Raw genomic sequence first — 19,693 nt, 5'->3', positions numbered from 1 at the left:
TTTATTGATTTTTAACTATCATTGTTTGGTCTGTATTTTTAGTTTTTCTACAAGTTCACGAATACTTCCCGACTTTTCGTTTCTAAATGCTAAATCAATGTACAAAGTCGCACATTGTTTACTTGAGTTTTTTAGACTTCTCCACTCATTCCACAAATCATCATAACGTTTAATTGAGGTTTTAACAATCTCATTCTTTAGTTGCCCGGAAATGTTATATTTTGAATCTTCAATCATCAAAATCCACATTTGTTCTATTAATTCATATTTAATTCTGCCATAAGAACATGAAACACGAATGGCTTCCTGAAGCACAGAGTCATCTATGCTCATTTGATTCGATAATGCTTCAATTTGTCTCCAAATTGCAGCTGCCTCTGCTTTCTCAGCTAACACTTTTCTTTCTAAGCTATTTTTAAGAATTTCGTTTAATACATTTTGGTTTGCCCTAACCGAAAAGAATTCATCCCGTGACCACCATTTATCATTTATTGTATAGCTATTACATTGTCCTTTTCTTACTCCTTCAATACTTAATAATGCTATTTGACGAAACAGGTCTGCTTGAAAGCCCGATATATTGTGTTTTCGGGCAAACTCATAAAACAAATTTTCTTCTGAACGACTAGTGTCCTGAGCCCAATGTGAAACGATATAGGTATTTAAATCAGTCCAGATTTCATTATTAATATAGGGTCCTTGCCAACCTCCACCATGCGACCATGTATTTACGCCACACAGTATATTTTTATTTAAAATATCCTTAATTCCCTGTGGATTAGAAGGCTGGTTCAGTTTTCCGGTAAAACTTCCAGTATTTAAATCAATTTCATATTTTGTCTCTGGCCAGCCGTTTATTACACCATACGCTGAATAATAAGGATGTGCCCCTTTACCATAAGCCTCCATTCTGGATTGTGCTTCAACAACCTGTTTATGTTTTCCAATACCCAAACAAGGATTAAACGGCGTCATCCGTAAAAAATCGCCTTGCGGATATTTGATAGAAAAAATCAAATTGGGATGCGGTTCAATTTTATTAGTTATTGCAAGATAATATTCGGGATTATCATGAAATTTATACCCCCAATCCCATGTGCGATAAAATAATTTCTTGTTTCGCTTAACACATATTTCTTCGCGAAGCAGATTTATAAAAATAATATGGTCTGTAATTCCATCGTCACCTCCACTGATTGGACTTCCTCCTTTATGATATGGAGTATCGAACAAATAGGTTTCACCAAATCGCAACACCAATCCGTCAAGCTGTGGAAACCTGTCAAAAATACCCTTTATTTGAGCTTTTATTAAATCTTGAGTTGTTTTCCGTTGTATATCAGGAATCATGACTTCGCCATGTCCTCCCATGGTATTGCCGATACCATTACTGTTCCTTTTTATTGAATCTCCATATTTTTCCCAAATCGCTGTTGGGAAAACAACAAAATCGGTAAATGGATAAACATTTATACCCGCTTTTTTACATTCGGCCAATTTTTTATCAACTTCAGCAGCTTTTGTTTCAATCCAAACCCTGGTTTCGCTTTTTTTGGGGATTACATTCTTTTTATAATTGTCATAAGTTATCAAACAATTGATATACCAATGAGGAGTAGTGGCTGTGAATCCTTCTGATTTCAAAAAAGCAGGATCATTATATTTAGTTTCATAAGTTGCCTCGCCCGGATTGTTATGAACCATATCCATAACATATTCCAATGACTGACTATATGTCATTTTATTTAAAAAAAAGATAATAATAAGTAAATAGAATTTCATCTGTTTGCTTTATTGTTTTTAATGGTCAGATCTTACCCAACAATCCTTATTTTGCGTGCTAAAAACTTTTAGCATGGGTGTTTTATCCTATTTGTTCCAATGCCTTTTAGTTAATAATTCATTTAAGCAAAGTTTATTGGTTCGATGATTTAGTCAATTATTTATAGGATAGTTATTTTAATCATTCTCAAATCCTGAGTGGCAGAACTATTCCCGTAATAAACCTCATATTCACCAGGAGTTACCATCATTTTACGTTGGCTCCAATCAAAAAATTCAAAAGACGAAGGAGCTAACTCAATAACAACTTGTTGTGTTTTTCCAGCTGGAATTTCTATACGTTGGTATCCCCTTAATGTTTTTAATGGACCTTCAATATCGTTTACTTTTCGCACATAAACCTGTATCACTTCTGCTCCATCTCGTTTACCTGCATTGGTAACCGGCACAGTCAATTGAGTCGTTTCATTGGCTTTGAGTTTGGTTTTGCTTAATTTGGCATTGCCTATTTTGAACGATGTATAACTTAATCCGTAACCAAAAGGAAACAGCGCATCATCCATAAAGCGATACGTTCTTCCTTTCATTGAATAATCTTCAATATCGCCAAGCTTTTCTGAATTCCTGTAGAAAGTAACTGGCAATTTCCCCGAAGGATTGTAATCTCCAAAAATCACATCGGCTACAGCCTGACCTCCTGATTGTCCTCCATACCAAGCCTGAAGAATGGCATCACAGCTTTCTGTTTCAGGAGTCAATGCCATTGCAGCCCCTGAACAGTTTACAAACACGACTTTCTTTCCAGCTTTTTTCAACGCTTGCAAACATTTACGTTGTGATTCCGGAAGTTCAATATGGGTTCTGTCCCCACCTTTGAACCCGTGGAATTCTACTGGCATTTCTTCTCCTTCTAATTGTGGTGAAATTCCACCAACAAAAATCACTTCATTTATTCCTTTCAGTTTGCTTATCAATTCATCATAATTAACTGGAATCTCCCTGCCTATATTTAACTTAAGACTTGCTTCTACGCCATCGTTAACGGCTGCATATTTAACCTCAATCTTGTAGTCTTTCCCTTTTTCAACCTTATACGGAAGTCGGATTGGTGCTAATTGCCATAATTCTTTTGAAAACAAGGTCTCGTTGTTTATAATCACATCGCATTTTCCTGCAAATTCCAGTCTTAAAACTATTTCTTCCGATTTAGCAGCCTGATAAACTGTTTCGTATTTTCCGGAAAAACCTTTAAGATTTACGCCACGACTAAATTGGTTTTGACCTGCAGTAGTTAATTGTACAGGATTTACAATTTGTTCTCTTGTCACTTCAACTCCCTTAAATTCTTTGTTATTCCAATACGTAGCCTTCATTCCGGATTGTCCATCAAAAGAACAGTTTTCAAAAAGACTTTGGGTAATTTTGTCTTCAATTAAGTCACAACCTTTATCATAAACTATTTTATTTTCGGGAAGTTTAGTTTTAACCCCTTCCAAAATAGTAGTTACACTTGATGGAAAACCATTGTAATTACCTAATAACATAGGTTCATCATTGGCATTAGGTCCTATTACAGCAATTCTTTTTGCTGTTTTTGACAATGGAAGGATATTATTTTTATTTTGAAGCAATGTCATCGATTGTTGGGCCATTTTAAGAGCCAATTCCTGATGTTCTTTTGAATCAACTACTGACATAGGAATTTGTGACCAAGGTATCAATGCGTCATCGTCCATTTCGCCTAAATCAAAACGCCCCACCAAAACTCTTTCTAAACTAATATCAATTTCCTTTTCGTCAATCAATCCTTTTTCAACAGCCTCAGGTAATTTATCATACGCATAACCCCAGCCGCACTCTACATCAGTACCAGACAAAACAGCTTTAGCAGCTGCATGAGTATCATCAGACGAAACCTTATGGGTACTATGAAAATCTGCAATAGCACCACAGTCTGAAACAACAAGGTATTTAAAACCCCAATCGTCACGCAGAATTTTTTGCAACAAGCGTGTACTGCCGCAACAAGGCTCGTCATCAAAACGCTGATAGGCACACATTACTTCGCGTACATCTGCCTGTTGAACCAGAGCTTTAAAAGCAGGCAAATAGGTTTCCCACAAATCACGCTGATTAACGTTGTTCAGGTTTAATGTATGTCTGCTCCACTCAGGGCCGGAATGCACGGCAAAATGTTTAGCACATGCCAGTAGTTTTTTGTACTTCGAATCGACAGGGCCCTGAAGTCCATTTACTACAGAAATCCCGATACGGGTGGTCAGGTAGGGATCTTCTCCATAGGTTTCCTGTCCGCGTCCCCAGCGAGGGTCACGAAATATATTTATATTTGGTGTCCAAACGGATAAGCTAACAAACTTGCTATTTTCTTTCCCGGCTCTTTGAGCTTCATGATATTTGGCTCTGAATTCATCAGAAATAGCGGTGAAGGCATTGTAAACCAAATTTTCATTAAACGTAGCAGCTATTCCTATTGATTGCGGAAGTACCGTTACGTTGCTACCATATCGAATACCGTGTAATGCCTCACTCCACCAATTGAATTTTTTAATTCCCAAATGCGGAATAGCTCCTGATTCATCGAGCATCAGAGTTGCTTTTTCTTTTATCGTTAAACGAGAAATTAAATCCTTAGCTCTCACCTCTGAGCTTAATTCTGGATTTTGATAAGGGTATTGCTGTCCCCATAAGTTTATTGTAACGAACAAACTTAAAGAAAACCAAAATTTTAATTTTAATAACATTATAAATCTTTAAATTATATATTTAGACCTCACTACTTCAGTATTAACAAACTTCAATCGCTTTTTTCAAAACATTCCTTAGGAATAATTCTTTGAAAAGTACATTCCAATCCTTCTAAAAAAAATAACCTGATAAAAATCAACAGCGCCCTAAAAAACTACAACTTATAGTTAAATACTAAAACTAAAAAAAATTAGGACGCTGGTTGATATTTCAATTATTTTAATTCTATAAATTCAGGCTCATAAGGAGCAATAGTAAAATTGTCTGAATACTCTTTATCCAAAAGAATGCTCCTTAATTTTCCTTTCATTTCTATCTTTTTTGGTTCGCCAGTCGTATTAAAATACAAGAAATGATTTTTATCAACTTGTCTTGCCATTACTCCCACCGGCACGACTGGTCCTTTTTTAATTCCCAGTTCATCAATTAGCTCGTCAATCAATGGGTTAAGCACGCTTCCATCAACTGGAAGCCCTACATAAATAGCCCTCCCTTTACCATATTTATTAGAAAACAATATTGGATAATCCTTATCTAAACTGGTTATATTAGCCATAACCTTAGCTCCTTTAGACTCTATTATCTCAAAACGCTCTGACTCTGTATCTACTGCTTTACCTTTATAAGTTACCTCTAACTTTTTGCCTTTGTATGCCTTTCGGGCTATTTCATTAAATGCTTCAGTTTCTTCAAAACTTGCCACGCGAACACCAAACACGTCACTCAGCATTCCCGGACGGGTTGTTTTGAATATTTGCCCTGTTTCATCAACAAGTGCCGAACTGCTGCTCATTATTACTGTACCACCATTCTTAACAAATTCTCGTATTTTATTTGCTGTTGCTTCATCCATTACAGTAACACCCGGAATTATCAATAATTTATAATTTAAAGTACTTCTGCTAATGTCAAGAATTCGAGTATCCATATTTCTATAATAAAAGATACCAAAAGCAGCCTGTAGTTGTTCATCATGTTTTTTTGGAAAATCATTACTTGCTATCTGACTTGGAAACGAAAAAGCCAAACCTATTTCTGCCTGCAAATTATAGGGGAAATATTTTTCTATTTTTTTAAATTCAGTTGCAATTTGCTTGTATTCATCGTATTTCCTATTAGGTATCCCGTCCCAATCAAGCATACCCTGAAGATATTGTTCTTCACCAGCCCACATGCTTTGCCATGTCCAGCCGCACACCATTTGGTTTCCATACATTAGCGTTGCATAAGCCGATTTTCTAATCGAATTTGGGACAGCAGTCATCGTTGTAAACTCACTGCACCAAAATGGATTTGTACTTTCAAATTGAATACGTGCTATTCCAAACAACGAATTCATAACTCCCCAATTTGTAGTCAGGGAATTTCCGGGATAAAAACCAGCACCATGTCGTGTCATTTTACCCGAATAAGCCATAGGTGCATAATCAAAATATTTAAGTGCGCTATAATACCAGGCATTAGTATTGGTTAATGCGTTTGGAGCATTGGTATTCACTTTATCAATGACTTTAAACAGGAACTGATTGATTTCATCTGAAATGAAGCGTCTGAAATCAAGCATTTTCTCAGGTGTATCATGGGCATAAATTTCAACTGGAAGACCAATTTCTTCAAATTCATTATGCCTTTTAGACCAACGTTGTGTAGCCCATTCCTTGTTTACTTTGTCAATAGTGGTATATTTATTTTTTAACCAAACTATAAATCTTTGTTTTACTGTTTCTGAATAAGAAATAGGACCGTCTCCTGACTCATTATCGATGCCAAAAGCAGCCAATGCAGGATGATTAGCATATCTTTTGGTAATTACATCTGTGTATCTTAATGCGTATTTTTGATAATTCAAATCACCAATATCTTCCATATAACGGTGGTTTGGAAATATTGTATTCCCTTTTTGATCCACAATATCAATAGATGGAAATTTTTTGTGTAACCACATAGGAGCAGGACGCACAGCAATATCCAATATAACTTTAATTCCGGCCTGATTCATCATATCCATAACTTTATCAAACCATTCGAAATCAAAATTACCTTCAGATGGCTCGTAACTGTCCCAGGCCAAATGCCCCATACGGACTGCAGTGAATCCACCAGCTTTCATTAATTGAATATCCTTTTTTATTTTCTCCATATTCTTATCATCATGCGGATGATAATTAGCACCTACATATAATTTCTGTGCACTTAAAGTGAAATTAAAAATAACTGAGAATAGAATTAATACAGTTAATTTGCCCTTTGTAATCTTCATTTTTTCTATTTTATATTTATTATTCTGCTTATTATTTGTTAGTTAGGCATTCATTAAACTAAAAAACAAATAAGAAACATTCGATACTGCTTAATCATTATCATTATCACCTCCAGGCTTATTTTACTTTTCTAACAATAAATAGTGCTTAAACTAATCTCTTTCTTTTTTAATACCAATTATAAATTGTAGATGATCCAATATTGCTCTCTTATCCAGAAGAGGTTAGGGAACAGATAAATTAACATACCATCTACTATTTATAATTGGTATAAAATATTATTATTTTACAAGACAAAACTTGTTATTATTAGGTGTTATTTTTTCAAAACCTTAAAGGATTTAGACCAATCTGTTCCATTTACTCTTACTATATACAGACCTGATTTTAGAGAAGCTCCTATAGATATTGTACCGGACTCATTATCAACTTTTATACTTTCCAATACTCTTCCTAACATATCTGTAACGTCTATTTGAAGTTCTCCTTTATAATGGGTTACCTCTAATTTTAAATCATTGGCAAATGGATTTGGATACAATAACACTTGGCTTTCTGCCTGGTCTTCAGTTACAATTTTAGTAGTTGCTGATGCTGGTTTTTGAGTTCCACTGCCAAACGTAGTTACTGTCCATTGCTGCGGATCTCCTGTGCTTGCAGTATATTGTCCTAAATTTGAATTGGAACCTCTCCACATTCCATCAAGGTACAATCCGGTATTACGATTTTTAAATTTGGTATATGCTCCGGCTGTTTCCTTTGACCACTGTAAATTCCAATCGGTACTGTTGTTGGCCTGATAAACTGCTGATCCGGGAGTGGTCTGTCCATTACCATTAAGATATAAACCTGAAGCCACATTCTTAAATTTGAAATAATTTCCTTCTGCTACTTGTTCCCACTGCTGTGCGGTGTTTCCACTGTAAGTCCACTGTCCTGCAATGGCGCCGTTATTGTATCTATATAGTCCATCAATTGCCAGCCCCGTAGCCTTATTCCTTATCGTGATAACTACTGAGGCCTTCTTAAGTAGAATAGCTGTAGTAGAAAGCTTTGGCACAGATATGGTTAACGAATTTGAGTTGACTGAGACCTGACTTTTTTTAAGTGCATTTTGTGTCTCCGATACAAAAGTTTCGGTAGCAGGCAGGGACGATAATTGTAAAGTCGTATAATTTCCATTAGGTATCGAAAATCCGTTAAGATTTACTGTCACATTTTGTGAAGAATTCATGTCTTTGTTCACAATTATTACAGTCATCTCGTCTGAGGCTTCATTTACCGAGGAGTAAGCCGAAACTGTATTTTCTGCTGAAGAAACACTTGAAACACTATACTCTTTAGCATTTTTACTAAACAGGTGCAAGGTTTCCCATAAACCGATAGACCAGTTCCATGGAGCAAAAAGTGTAACGCCATTGTTTGCAAATGTACCCAGATGCGAAGCATATATAACAGATTCAAGGCTTGGGTTGCTGCTTGTCATGGTACCCCATTCGCTTAAACCAACTGTTATACCACTGTTTGCCCCAAACTCTTGGGTTACCCAATCATTGATACGCTTAAAAATATATTGTTTTTTAAGTGAGGTGTCCCATCCGCCAGTACTTTTTCGAATACCGTTTGAACCCGGATATTCATAGTTTTGGTCAAAATAAATTCGGTGGCCCTGCAGTGCCGCAGCAGCATCACCATTATAATAAGGGTAGTTGTGTATATCTATTACATCTACCAGTTTGATACCAGTTGCTTTGTACTCATCGCCAAGGCGTTTGATAAAATACTCAAGCCATGGATAATACTTGCCGTTTATCCATATACTTTCGTTTGCCCAATTATACCAGAACCATTCAGAAGTGTTAACAGGTCCACAAAGCTTAATGTTTGGATCTATAGCTTTCGCTTTCTTTGCCAATTCGATGTAACGATCCATAAAGGCAGCGGCTGATAGCTGAACAGGCATAGCCCAATCATGAGTGCCACTCCATATATCTACCTCGTTGTCCATACTCCAGTATACAAACTTGTTTTTGTCAAACCCTAAACTATTGGGACCAAACCAATGATTAAGAATTCCTACAGAAGAATCGGCCGGCCATGGCTTACTGAATAAATTAATGTTTCCATCAACCAGGGCTTTATCTCCCCCGTTTGGATCGGGTGTTCCTCCACCGGCTAAATTTTGTTTAGGATGTCTCCAATTAGGATGCCCCTGATTCCGGTAACCATCTTCATTGAAGTTATTATTTCCGCTGGACGCAACTCTGCCCAGTAACTGAAAGGCAAACATGCCCTGCATATTGGAATAGTCATTATTAACTTTTCGTGCCTGTACATCCCAGTTAAAACCATAAACATTATTGTACCAGTCGGGATGAACAGCAAGATTTTCTTGCCAGTTATGAGCTGATGCGTTATTGCCTCGATTCATCCGCGAAAAGCGCAACCCAACATCTTTATAAAATTGCGAAGGCTTCTCCAAGTCGTCATTTTTCCCATATATGTTTGGGGAAATCTTTTTTTTGTTTACAGCAGCATTTACCGTAATCTGAACAGCCTGGGCAAATGTTGCAGTACTGGTAAGATAACAAAAGCTAAACAATAAAAATTTAAGAAAAAATAATTTGTTTGTTTTCATTTTTATAAAATTTGGTTAAATAGTTAAATAGCTAAATAATGTAAATAATGTGTTAAAAAAATGATGCTGATGCTTTGAAAAAACGGCAGAGCAACAAACATTTCTATAAACAAAATGTGGTTCCTACATTATTTTAGATTCATTCTTTTCATACAACAGCTAGTGGTTTAATTGTTGTATTACTATAAAAAATGCGAATCAGGCGGATAAATACTTTATATTATTCCGGAACCAAACGGATTGATTAAAACCAATTTGATTTTATATGGACAGTAAGTGTTTTATCTCCGCCTGATGCGCATAAATAATTAATTCTATTACGTATTCCTTATTATTCTTTAATCAGCTTAATACCCGATTGCGCACGAACTGACAATATGACCAATTATACATTTAATCGATATAATTTTAACTATATCACAATTTTAAACTCATAACCTAAACATTTTTTTTTGGTAATATTTAAGTTATGAGTTTATTAAAAATGGCAGTATTTATTCCAAAATAAATTATTGCCAAAAAAATCAATTCCTTATTTTTTAATAACCTTGAATGATTTTGAGTCCTTTGCATTTGCTCCTTCAACTTTCACGATATACACTCCAGACTTCAATGAAGATCCCATTGATAACTGGCTTGAAGATGATTTTGCTGTTGCTACTTTTCTTCCCAAAACATCAAAAACGCTAACTTGAAATGATCCTTCTGAATTTGCTACGTTAAATTCGCTAGCAAATGGATTTGGATAAACCTGAACAGAATCAGAATTAGCCGTAAAATCTTTAGTGGATAATGAAGTAGTAGCAGATAGTTTCATATCATCAAAATAATAAACATCGTTTGCCACAGTACCGCCAGCTAAATCCTTGTCAAAAGATACTCCTACTATATTATAATATCCCCAAAAATTACCAGGAGCACCGTATTGAATGTCGCTACAATCAAACTCGACTGTTACCCATTGGTTAATAGTGGTCACGCTTTTAGTTTTCGTTGCAAATGATGGATAATAACCGTTATTTTTAAATTCAACACTTACAACTACCGGCTTATTTACCCATACTTTCATAGTAAAATATGGATTAGTAACAAAATCAAAGTTAGCAACTGTTGCACTTCCTACATTGTCTGAACTAAGTTGTGCATTCGTACCACCATTAGCTGTGTATGCGCCTACGTTTGCAGATGTATTAATCCCCGAAATATGTGGATTACTTACTTTTGCAAATGCCGTATTTGGATAGGTACCATTCCATCCACTTTGAAAAACCTGATTTGCATTTACAGTGTCAAAATCAAAAAGCATTTGTGCATTGGCTACATTTACCATAGCTGTTAGAGCCAAAAATAGTAGGGTAATTTTTTTCATGTTATTTTAGTTTTTAAATTAATAATGGTTGTTTAATTAATATGATGATTCTTTTATTTGTTGAATTCAAGGTTAACAAAACCCATTGGATGGAAAATTCCATCCAATGGGTTAATAACTATCAGGTTTTAATTACCGGCTGCCATAATAGCATTTAATGAACGTTGATCGTTTACCGTATTAGTATTTCTATTAAAAATCCCACCTGTATCCCAAACAAATGGAGCACCGCCAATAGCATGGCATTGTTTGGTATTAAAGGTGTACCAATCATCAATAGATTTATTGTGTTTGTCCATTTCTTTAGGTATAAATTTGTTTGAGTTATTCCATCTGTTAGAGCTATACTCTCCCATAAGACATGGAATCCCTTTATCAATGAATTTTGTTTTGATTTTATTATATTCCACCAATAGTTCAGCTTCTTCTCCATATTGACAATTCCTACCTGGTTCAAGAGTAGAATGATTGGCTGCACTCCAATAAAAACGCACATTATCCCAACCTCCGTCTACTTTATCGTCAGCTAAAATTGTCATACTACTTGGTGTATAATTATGCCATTCAAACGCCAAGCGATTTGGAGTTGGGTCATTTAATGCTGTAAAATCCTCTGCATAAATATGTTCTGGATGTCCTTGTAATACTAAAGTACGGTAGGTATTTTGACCTCCGGTTGAACGAACAGCATTAATGAAAGTCTTATGGTAGCCAAGTAATATTTTCGTTTGAGCTGCATCTTCTGCATTAGGTTCGTTAGCACTGGCAAATAGTAAATGTTCATCAAAATCACGCAAAGCTGTAGCCATTTGTTCCCATAATGCCTTTTGTCTGGCATTTACCTCTTCTTGTTTAATTGCTGTAACATTATTTTCTAGCCAGCCACCATCCCAGTGAATGTTAACCAGTACATACAAACCATTATCCACACACCATTCTACTACTTTTTTTATTTTTAATAAATAGTCAGCGTCTATTTTTGCAAGACTAGATTTATCCGCATTACCAACATAATTAGGCCCACATGGGAGGCGAACAGCTTTAAAACCTAATTGTTTTATAAACTTGATATTTTCTAGTGTAGGATCAGCATTTACCCCTCTCAATTCGAATGTATTGCCAATATTTATTCCATATTTCATAGCCGCAATAATTTCAGCTGCTGTGTGAGTCATTCCAGTAGCATCAGCTTCCTTTGGAGTCATATTATAAGTTGGGTACTTATTACCTGTTTGAGTAACAGTAATTCTTCGGGCCTGACCATTAGCTGCTTTAACAGTTAGTATAACAGATCGGGTATATGCAGTTACATTAGTTGCGGCCGTCAATGTAATTGTAGTATTTCCGCTACTACCCGATTCTTTACTTAATTGCAACCACGTTGCTGCCGAATTACTAACGCTCCATATGCTGTTTGCAGCGATCGTGATTTCTTCTGATGTACCACCATCTGGTACAAAAGAAACTGATTTTACTGAAACTGTCAATTCTGGTGTTTCCTCATCATTATTTACACAAGAGGCGATAGAAAACACCGCAACTAGTAGTAATAAAATTTTGTGAAAATGTTTAAACTTCATAATGCTTTTTTTTAGGTGAATAAATTTTTATTGTTAAGAACTGCGGGAAGGCTGAATACCCGCAGACCTTATTTTTTTTAATTAATAATTAGATTAATAAACAGTTTTTTTTATTTAATTTTCACGACCCTGATGTTATCAAATGCTGCTTTAAAGCCAGTTTTTGTTGGTGCAGCGTCATAATTATGCAGATGCAGATAGAATCCACTCTTTCCTGAAGCTCCCAATAAACTAGTAAAGTGTGTCATTGAAGCACCTCTGCCATCTCCAAGGTTGGTATCTTTTTTACGGAAGTCAGTAAAAGGAATGGTTACAGTTGTCCAGCCTTTTGTTTTGTACGCTGCTGTGGTAGTTGGAGATTTTCGCCATGGTTCCCCACGGTAAATATAGGTAGTGATGTCGCTCTGTATAACCATTGAACCGCCATTCCAATCATTAGGAACATTCATTTCAAATTTAAGGGCATAATTTTCAACAGGATCTATCATATTAGCTTCTGGAACCCATTGTACTGGATTCAATAATATGGCGCTACCTCCCCAAGGATAACCATCTCCAGCAGCAAGGGGACCTTTTTCCATTACAAGGAATCGGGTTTTATTTCCTGGAAAACCAGAATTATAGGAAGGCCAACCAGAACCTGGATCCCCACTATACAAACTTGCTGCCCACCATTGCCAATTGTCAGGACCTTCACAAGTTTCTAAAGAACCTATACCTTTTGTATCATTTACATCATAAAACGTAGTAACTGAGCCAAAAGATGTTGTAATAGATACTGGTCCCTTTACTGGTGGTGATGGCAAAACAAAACCAATCGAATTTCCGTTACTGTCTATTTTGTAAGAAGTAATTGCTGTACCACCGAAAGAAAACGATTCGATTCCTTTAATATATTGACCATAAACAAAAACAGAATCGTTTACTATAGCATTCTCATTAGAAATAGCAAAAATAAGTGGGTCTGCAGCAATTTTAAAAGTAGCCATACCAGCATACCCATCTATTACTACATCTCCAGAGACAGGTGCTGGTGATGGCATTACAAAACCAACAGAACTCCCGCTAACATTTGATTTAAACGAGGTGATTGGTGTTCCTCCGTAAGACAAATTTTTAATTAAAACGAGATTACTACCATAAATATAAACCGAATCAGCAGGTTGTGCAAATACATCAGAAATAGCTGTAATAACCGGTGCTGCCGGACCAAGATGAAACTCAAACGTTGTTGAACCTTCAGTTGTTACATACTCAATAGTATAGAGTTTGTTTATATCTACTGTTGAAAAAACCATGGGAGGTATCTTCAATACAGCACTAGTGGAACGAAAGGAACTGCTATTGAAATCAGCTGCTACTCCATTAAAAGATATTTTGGTTGCACCTTGCAGATTCTGACCTTCAATAACCACCCACTGCTCACTTGCCACAACACTATGTAAAATAGTATCGTTAGGGGAGGCCGCATAATTTTTTACACCTGTAATAACAGGCGAACCCATACTCTCATCATTACAAGCTGCAAACAGGATGCAAAACACAACCGAGCAGAACATTAGTAAAAATCGAATCTCTTTATTTAAAATTTTTTTCATAATTATAGATTTTATTTATTAATAATAAGGCACTGATGGCTGATTCAATTTAGGATTAACAATTACCTCTGATGTTGGTAATTGCAAAGTAAAAGTCGCAAAGGTGGCTGGAGAAATACCTGCAATAGGATTTTTAGGTGTAGCTACCTTTGTATCTTTATTATAATCAAATTCTACTCTTTCTTGATTACCCAAGAAATCTACCGCTTTTACAGGATCATAATAGGATAGTCTTACCAAATCAAACCACAGTTGTCCTTCACAAGAAAATTCAGCTCTTCTTTCCTTAAAAATTACATTGGCATCAAGCACTGTTACTGGATCAACACCTGCACGCACTCTTACCTTATTAAAATACAATAATGCAGCAGCATCAGTTGTTGTAGCATTATTACCAAGTACAGCCTCAGCATATACTAAATAAACATCTGCTAATCTTAATAATGCATTATGCTGTATAGAACCTAAATGTGTCATTGCAGGCATATTGTTATCTACCTCATTACCAATAATATGTTTCTTTAAAGCTGATCCGCCAGCAGTATACCCACCGCCAGCGGCATTGAGCTCAGCATAATGGTCTCCAGACAACATAAAAGTTGCTTTTCGTCTTATGGAATCCTTTACGGTAAATTGCTTAAATAAGTCATAGGTAATTGATGGAGATCCCCATGCACCATCTCTTTGGGGAGCAATAGCATTACTTGGCGAGTATGTCTGTAACTGATTACCCCACATCCATTCATTAGTAGGAGACCATTGTAGTGCAAACAGTGATTCCTGGCTATCATTATATTGTGATTTAAAAATATCAGCATAATTAGGAAGCAAAGTTAAACCACTGTTTTCAATCACATCCTTTGCATAGGTTTTTGCCAGATCTAAATATTCCTGATTACGCACACCTCCTGATTGTCCTAATCCAGCCATCGTTAAATATACTTTGCTTAGCATCCCTTTTGCTGACCATTTAGTAACCCTACCTTTATCATCTTTTAGAGGAAGATGTTCGGACGCAAAAATTAAATCTTCAGAAATAAATCGAAAAACATCTTCTCTTCTATGTTTATTTATCAAAGGCGATGCTATTAGCTTACTGTTATCTTCAATAATAGGTACTTCTCCCCATAACATGCCTAGATGATAGTATGCCATAGCACGAATGAACCTTGCTTCGGCTATTGCAGCATTTTTATCTGCTGCAGAAACTGTTGCCGGTGCATTATCCTTAATACCATTAATTGTAGTATTACAGTGTGCAACTATAACATACAACCCATTCCAACCTGATATCAAAACACCGTTAGAACCTGAAAGTGTAAAAGTGTTAAGCTGTACTAAATCAGCACCTCGGTATTGAAAGAGTAAGTTTCCACTTAATATATCTCCTATTGGAAGGTATGCAGAATTATTCCAGCCTGACCATACTTTACCTCCATAAAGAGCAGCCGTGGCAAACCTCATCTGTTCTTTTGTCTTATAAAAATTTTCGCTACTATTTTCTGATTGAGAAGGTCGGTCAAGAAAATCATCCTGACAGCTTACTGCAAAAAACACAGTAAACAACACACAAATCATTTTTAAATTCATATATTTCATAATACGTTATTTTTTTAGTTAAAGTCCCAGGTTAAGTCCGAAAGTAAATGTTCTGGATTGTGGATAAAAACCACTATCAATTCCAGCCTGTAATGGATTATATGAACCCACCTCAGGATCCATTCCTTTATATTTTGTAATAAGAAAGGAATTGGTAATAGTAAAATACATACGCAAAGAATTCATGTGTATTTTTTGAATTAACTTTTCAGGGAATCTATAACCCATAGTAACATTTCTACATCTGATAAAAGATCCATCTTCCACATATCTGTCAGAGAAACGGTTGTTCCTATTACTGTCATTATTTTTAAGCCCTACAATTGTAGTATTTGGGTTCGTAACATACACATTATTAATGTCTGAAGCCGAACCATTTGGATCAATTAAAGCCAATTGAGCATAATCATTTAATGATGTTAGGAAACCATTATTTGTCAAGGGATTATCTCCATTAACCCTCATTCCATTGATTACTTCATTACCAATATTAGCACTAAAGAATATATTCAAATCAAAGCCTTTATAACTAAATGAATTACCAAAACCCAATTGAAAATCAGGAATAGGAGAGCCTAATTTTTTTTGATCGTCTTCAGTAATTACACCATCCCCATTTAGGTCTTTAAATTTAAGGTCTCCATACCATACTCCTCCGGAATTTGGTGTAATTGGTAAAACAGTACCATCTGTATTAGTAGGTAAACCATGATCGTGACCAAGCGCATTATCATTGCTAAAATCAAAATCACTTGCAGTTGCATATACCCCATCTGTTACGTAACCGTAAAAGTCACCTATTGAACCCCCAACCATAGTTCTAGACACTACCTCAGATCCAAGATACCCTGGCAATGAAGCGCCATCAGTATTTAATTTCATAACTTTATTTTTGTTATGAGATAACGTAAAATCTGAGCTCCAGGAAAAATCTTTATTCGTTATATTTGTAGAATTGACATGAAAATCTAACCCCCTATTTCTAACATCCCCTATATTTACCCAAGGAGACTGAATTGCTCCTGGAGCATATCCAATAGCTGTTCCGGAATACCTTGGTAATTGAATTTGCATTAACAATCCGGTTGTAGAACGATCATAGACATCAACTGAAAAGTTAAGTTTCCATCCAAAAAGTCTTGCATCAAGTCCAATATTAGAATATTCTGTTTTTTCCCATTCCACATCAGGATTTCCAAATTCAGATGTAAGTTGTGCAGTACCTGATAAAGCTGTAGAAACTGTTTGCAGCATTGTTAAATAAGCATTGTTTCGAACATTTTGATTATTAGTTAAACCATAACCTGCTCTTAACTTTAATTCATTAACAATTTTTGAACCCTTTAAAAATGCCTCATTATTCAATTTCCAGGCTACTCCTCCTGAATAAGTATTTACCCATTTGCTACCTGGTGCAAATTTTGAAGAACCATCTGCACGAAAATTAGTCGTAACGATATATTTATCATCATAAATAAAATTAAGACGTCCAAAATAAGATTCCTGCGCACCATCTCCTTTGAATCCACCATTGGTTGCTGTAGCCATATCACCACTACTTATATTAGTAATGTTGTTTGAAACGAAATTTTTTCTTGCTGCAGAAACACTTTCATTCTGAGATAGCTGTGCCTCATGTCCTGCCATTACATTGACATTGTATTTACTTTTAAATACTTTAGCATAAGTAAAGAAACTTCTAAAAGTAGTAAAATAGTCTTGGCTGTAAGAATAAGATGCCGAATTCTGTAGTTTCTCAGCCAACCCAAACTTATAAGTAGGAAAAAATTGGTCCTCTGTTCTAAATCCGAAACTTCCTGATACTTCATTTCTAAATGATAAATCTTTTGTAAATGCTATATCTGCATAAAAATTACCAAATAACTGATTTCTTTTAGCATTATTTTTATTAACAAGAGCCAAAGCAACAGGGTTTGGACGTTTATCTAACCATCCCTGATTATTTTCCTCTCCCGCATAACTGCCATCAGGATTTGTTACCGGTATATCTACTGTTTGCCTTAAAGCCTCTGCAATAACATTTGAACCTGATGAATTTACATTCTCATCAATATGGGTTAACTGTAAACTGGTTCCTATTTTTAACCAGTTTGTAGTTTTGTTATCTAAATTTAACCTTACCGAAACTCTATTAAATTCAGATCCAAGAGCAATCCCTTCCTGATTAAAATAAGAACCTGATAATAAATATTGCGTTTTATCATTACCACCACTCATAGTAAGTACATGGTTTGATGTTGGAGCTCTTCTAAACAATTCATCTTGCCAGTCTGTACCCTTACCTAAATACAGGGGATTAGCAAACTCAGGTCGGGCATCAAAACCCCAAACAGCAGCTCTGTCATTAATAAATTTAGCATATTCCCTTAAATTCATAGTTGGGTACTTCTTAATCAGCTCTTGTACCCCGGTTGTAAATTCATAAGAAACTTTTGGAGCTCCTTCTTTACCTCTTTTAGTGGTAATAACAATAACCCCATTAGTTGCCTGCGATCCATAAATAGCTGTAGCTGATGCGTCTTTTAAAACGTCTACCGATTCAATATCTGAAGGGTTAATAGTTGCTAATGGATTAGTACCATTAGCACCGCCAAAGCTTTGACCAATTATAACTCCATCAATTACATATAATGGAGAACCACCACCAAAAGAAGACAGACCACGTATTTGTATATTAACACCTCCTCCTGGCTGACCAGAGGTTTGCTGCACCACTACACCAGCTACTTTCCCTTGTAGTGCCTGGTCAAAAGTAGTAGGATTTGTTTTTCGAAGTTCGGCACCCGATATAGAAGATATGGATCCCGTAAGATCTTTTCTTTTTGCCCTACCGTATCCAATTACTACCACTTCATTTAATGCATTTAGATCTTCTTTCAGCCGGATAGTTATTTTACTGCCGGTAATCTTTACTTCCTGTTTTATAAAGCCCATATAACTTAAGGAAAGTGTTTCCCCAATTTTAGCTTTAATAGAAAAAGAACCGTCAACGTCCGTAGACACAAAATTGTTAGTTCCTTTAGCAAGGACAGTGACTCCAAAAAGTGGCTGGCCATTTGAATCTTCTAATACGACACCTGTAATTTTTGAATCAGAATTTTGAGCCGATGCCAAGCTAAACGAACAAAGCATAATCAGTAAGGTATACTTACTCAAAAGCTTTTTTACTTTTACAAAGCGTTGAATTACATGTTTTTCATTCATAATTAATTTAGTTTTTTTAGTTAGTTAAAGTGGTTAATAGTTAAATAGTTATTGCTTCATTATTTTATTTGGATAATATTTTACAAATTCACAGTTTTACACCTATAAAATTGCGTTATTAAAAAAAAATAATGAGCGTGTGTAAAAGTAATTTAAGTTTAGTTTTGTTATGGGAGACTTATGTATCGAAAACAACCCTTAAATGTTGCATTGCAAGAGAATACAGTGAATACAATCAGAATTTCGTCCAAATAAGCTCCCTATTTCACTGTATTTCTAAATTTTATTTTGAAGGAATCATTATTAAAAACATAACATAATTCGACTATAATTTGAATCAAAAATGGTATGCCATAAGGCAACAAAGGCGCTTTTTGTAACAAGCGAAACTAAAAAATTAAGAGTCATCATATTATTGACCTGTAAGGCATCCTTTTCAAAATTCATTATTTTAAGACTCATTAGGGATTGCCCCGGAATTTTATATAATTATCACAGGAGTCGTTTCTACATTCACAGCGTCACTGGCGTTTCCAAATTCATCGTAAACAATTGCTTTAAAAGTATTTTTTTTCTCCGCTGAGTTTTTTCGCTATAAAAAAGGCCGAGGTCATTTCCCGGACACTTCTCTAAAAATTTCCAGAGAGTTTTGTTATTTTCTTATTTAATTTTACATATTAAAAAAGAATGAGTTATGCTTAAAATTTATTTTTTGAGCTAGTCATTTAGTTTCTGTATATTTATATCTTTAAAATCAGTCATTATGGAAGTATTTGAAGGTCAAAGTATACTAAACTTTATAAAAGAATTGCCCGATGATGAAGCTTGCAAAGCTTATTTAGCACAAATAAAATGGAAAGATGGCTTTGTTTGTA

The 19,693-nt window shown here is 35.4% G+C and carries 10 protein-coding genes; 1 reads left to right on the top strand and 9 read right to left on the bottom strand.

Annotated elements, in window-relative coordinates:
- Positions 1 to 18: 18 nt before the first annotated feature.
- The 9 genes from J2W48_RS08805 to J2W48_RS08765 all read right to left on the bottom strand — a co-directional run bounded on the left by J2W48_RS08805 (position 19) and on the right by J2W48_RS08765 (position 18,818).
- The gene (locus tag J2W48_RS08805) at positions 19 to 1,740 is read right to left on the bottom strand and encodes a hypothetical protein (RefSeq protein ID WP_310280400.1); all 1,722 of its coding nucleotides are present in this window, start codon (positions 1,738 to 1,740) and stop codon (positions 19 to 21) included.
- Positions 1,741 to 1,943: 203 nt separating this feature from the next.
- Entirely contained in the window at positions 1,944 to 4,544 is a 2,601-nt protein-coding gene (gene xyl3A, locus J2W48_RS08800; protein WP_310280398.1) for a xylan 1,4-beta-xylosidase, read from the bottom strand.
- A gap of 218 nt (positions 4,545 to 4,762) precedes the next feature.
- Entirely contained in the window at positions 4,763 to 6,808 is a 2,046-nt protein-coding gene (locus J2W48_RS08795; protein ID WP_310280396.1) for a beta-galactosidase, read from the bottom strand.
- A gap of 317 nt (positions 6,809 to 7,125) precedes the next feature.
- Complete coding sequence (locus J2W48_RS08790; RefSeq protein WP_310280394.1) at positions 7,126 to 9,447, bottom strand: glycoside hydrolase family 44 protein; 2,322 nt, start codon at positions 9,445 to 9,447, stop codon at positions 7,126 to 7,128.
- 532 nt (positions 9,448 to 9,979) lie between these two features.
- Positions 9,980 to 10,816, bottom strand: a complete 837-nt coding sequence (locus J2W48_RS08785) for a T9SS type A sorting domain-containing protein (protein WP_310280391.1) — start codon at positions 10,814 to 10,816, stop codon at positions 9,980 to 9,982.
- Positions 10,817 to 10,944: 128 nt separating this feature from the next.
- The gene (locus tag J2W48_RS08780) at positions 10,945 to 12,396 is read right to left on the bottom strand and encodes a cellulase family glycosylhydrolase (RefSeq protein ID WP_310280389.1); all 1,452 of its coding nucleotides are present in this window, start codon (positions 12,394 to 12,396) and stop codon (positions 10,945 to 10,947) included.
- A gap of 110 nt (positions 12,397 to 12,506) precedes the next feature.
- The gene (locus J2W48_RS08775; RefSeq protein WP_310280387.1) at positions 12,507 to 13,994 is read right to left on the bottom strand and encodes a glycan-binding surface protein; all 1,488 of its coding nucleotides are present in this window, start codon (positions 13,992 to 13,994) and stop codon (positions 12,507 to 12,509) included.
- 18 nt (positions 13,995 to 14,012) lie between these two features.
- Positions 14,013 to 15,593: a RagB/SusD family nutrient uptake outer membrane protein gene (locus J2W48_RS08770; protein ID WP_310280385.1), complete on the bottom strand. Its 1,581-nt coding sequence runs from the start codon at positions 15,591 to 15,593 to the stop codon at positions 14,013 to 14,015.
- Between the two features lie 18 nt (positions 15,594 to 15,611).
- Entirely contained in the window at positions 15,612 to 18,818 is a 3,207-nt protein-coding gene (locus J2W48_RS08765; RefSeq protein WP_310280383.1) for a SusC/RagA family TonB-linked outer membrane protein, read from the bottom strand.
- Between the two features lie 763 nt (positions 18,819 to 19,581).
- On the opposite strand from J2W48_RS08765, the gene J2W48_RS08760 reads away from it, so the two are divergent.
- Positions 19,582 to 19,693: transposase (locus J2W48_RS08760; RefSeq protein ID WP_310280844.1), on the top strand; the 112-nt coding region annotated here is incomplete at its 3' end.

The organism is Flavobacterium piscis (genome assembly GCF_031457575.1).
Lineage (GTDB): Bacteria > Bacteroidota > Bacteroidia > Flavobacteriales > Flavobacteriaceae > Flavobacterium > Flavobacterium piscis_A.
Note: the sequence above shows the minus strand (reverse complement) of the source record. Positions and strands in the feature narration are given on the sequence as shown.

Excerpts from the sequence above, each read along its gene's own strand:
- J2W48_RS08805 (WP_310280400.1), bottom strand. The coding sequence starts at position 1,740 with ATGACATATAGTCAGTCATTGGAATATGTTATGGATATGGTTCATAAC.
- xyl3A (WP_310280398.1), bottom strand. The coding sequence starts at position 4,544 with ATGTTATTAAAATTAAAATTTTGGTTTTCTTTAAGTTTGTTCGTTACA.
- J2W48_RS08795 (WP_310280396.1), bottom strand. The coding sequence starts at position 6,808 with ATGAAGATTACAAAGGGCAAATTAACTGTATTAATTCTATTCTCAGTT.
- J2W48_RS08790 (WP_310280394.1), bottom strand. The coding sequence starts at position 9,447 with ATGAAAACAAACAAATTATTTTTTCTTAAATTTTTATTGTTTAGCTTT.
- J2W48_RS08785 (WP_310280391.1), bottom strand. The coding sequence starts at position 10,816 with ATGAAAAAAATTACCCTACTATTTTTGGCTCTAACAGCTATGGTAAAT.
- J2W48_RS08780 (WP_310280389.1), bottom strand. The coding sequence starts at position 12,396 with ATGAAGTTTAAACATTTTCACAAAATTTTATTACTACTAGTTGCGGTG.
- J2W48_RS08775 (WP_310280387.1), bottom strand. The coding sequence starts at position 13,994 with ATGAAAAAAATTTTAAATAAAGAGATTCGATTTTTACTAATGTTCTGC.
- J2W48_RS08770 (WP_310280385.1), bottom strand. The coding sequence starts at position 15,593 with ATGAAATATATGAATTTAAAAATGATTTGTGTGTTGTTTACTGTGTTT.
- J2W48_RS08765 (WP_310280383.1), bottom strand. The coding sequence starts at position 18,818 with ATGAATGAAAAACATGTAATTCAACGCTTTGTAAAAGTAAAAAAGCTT.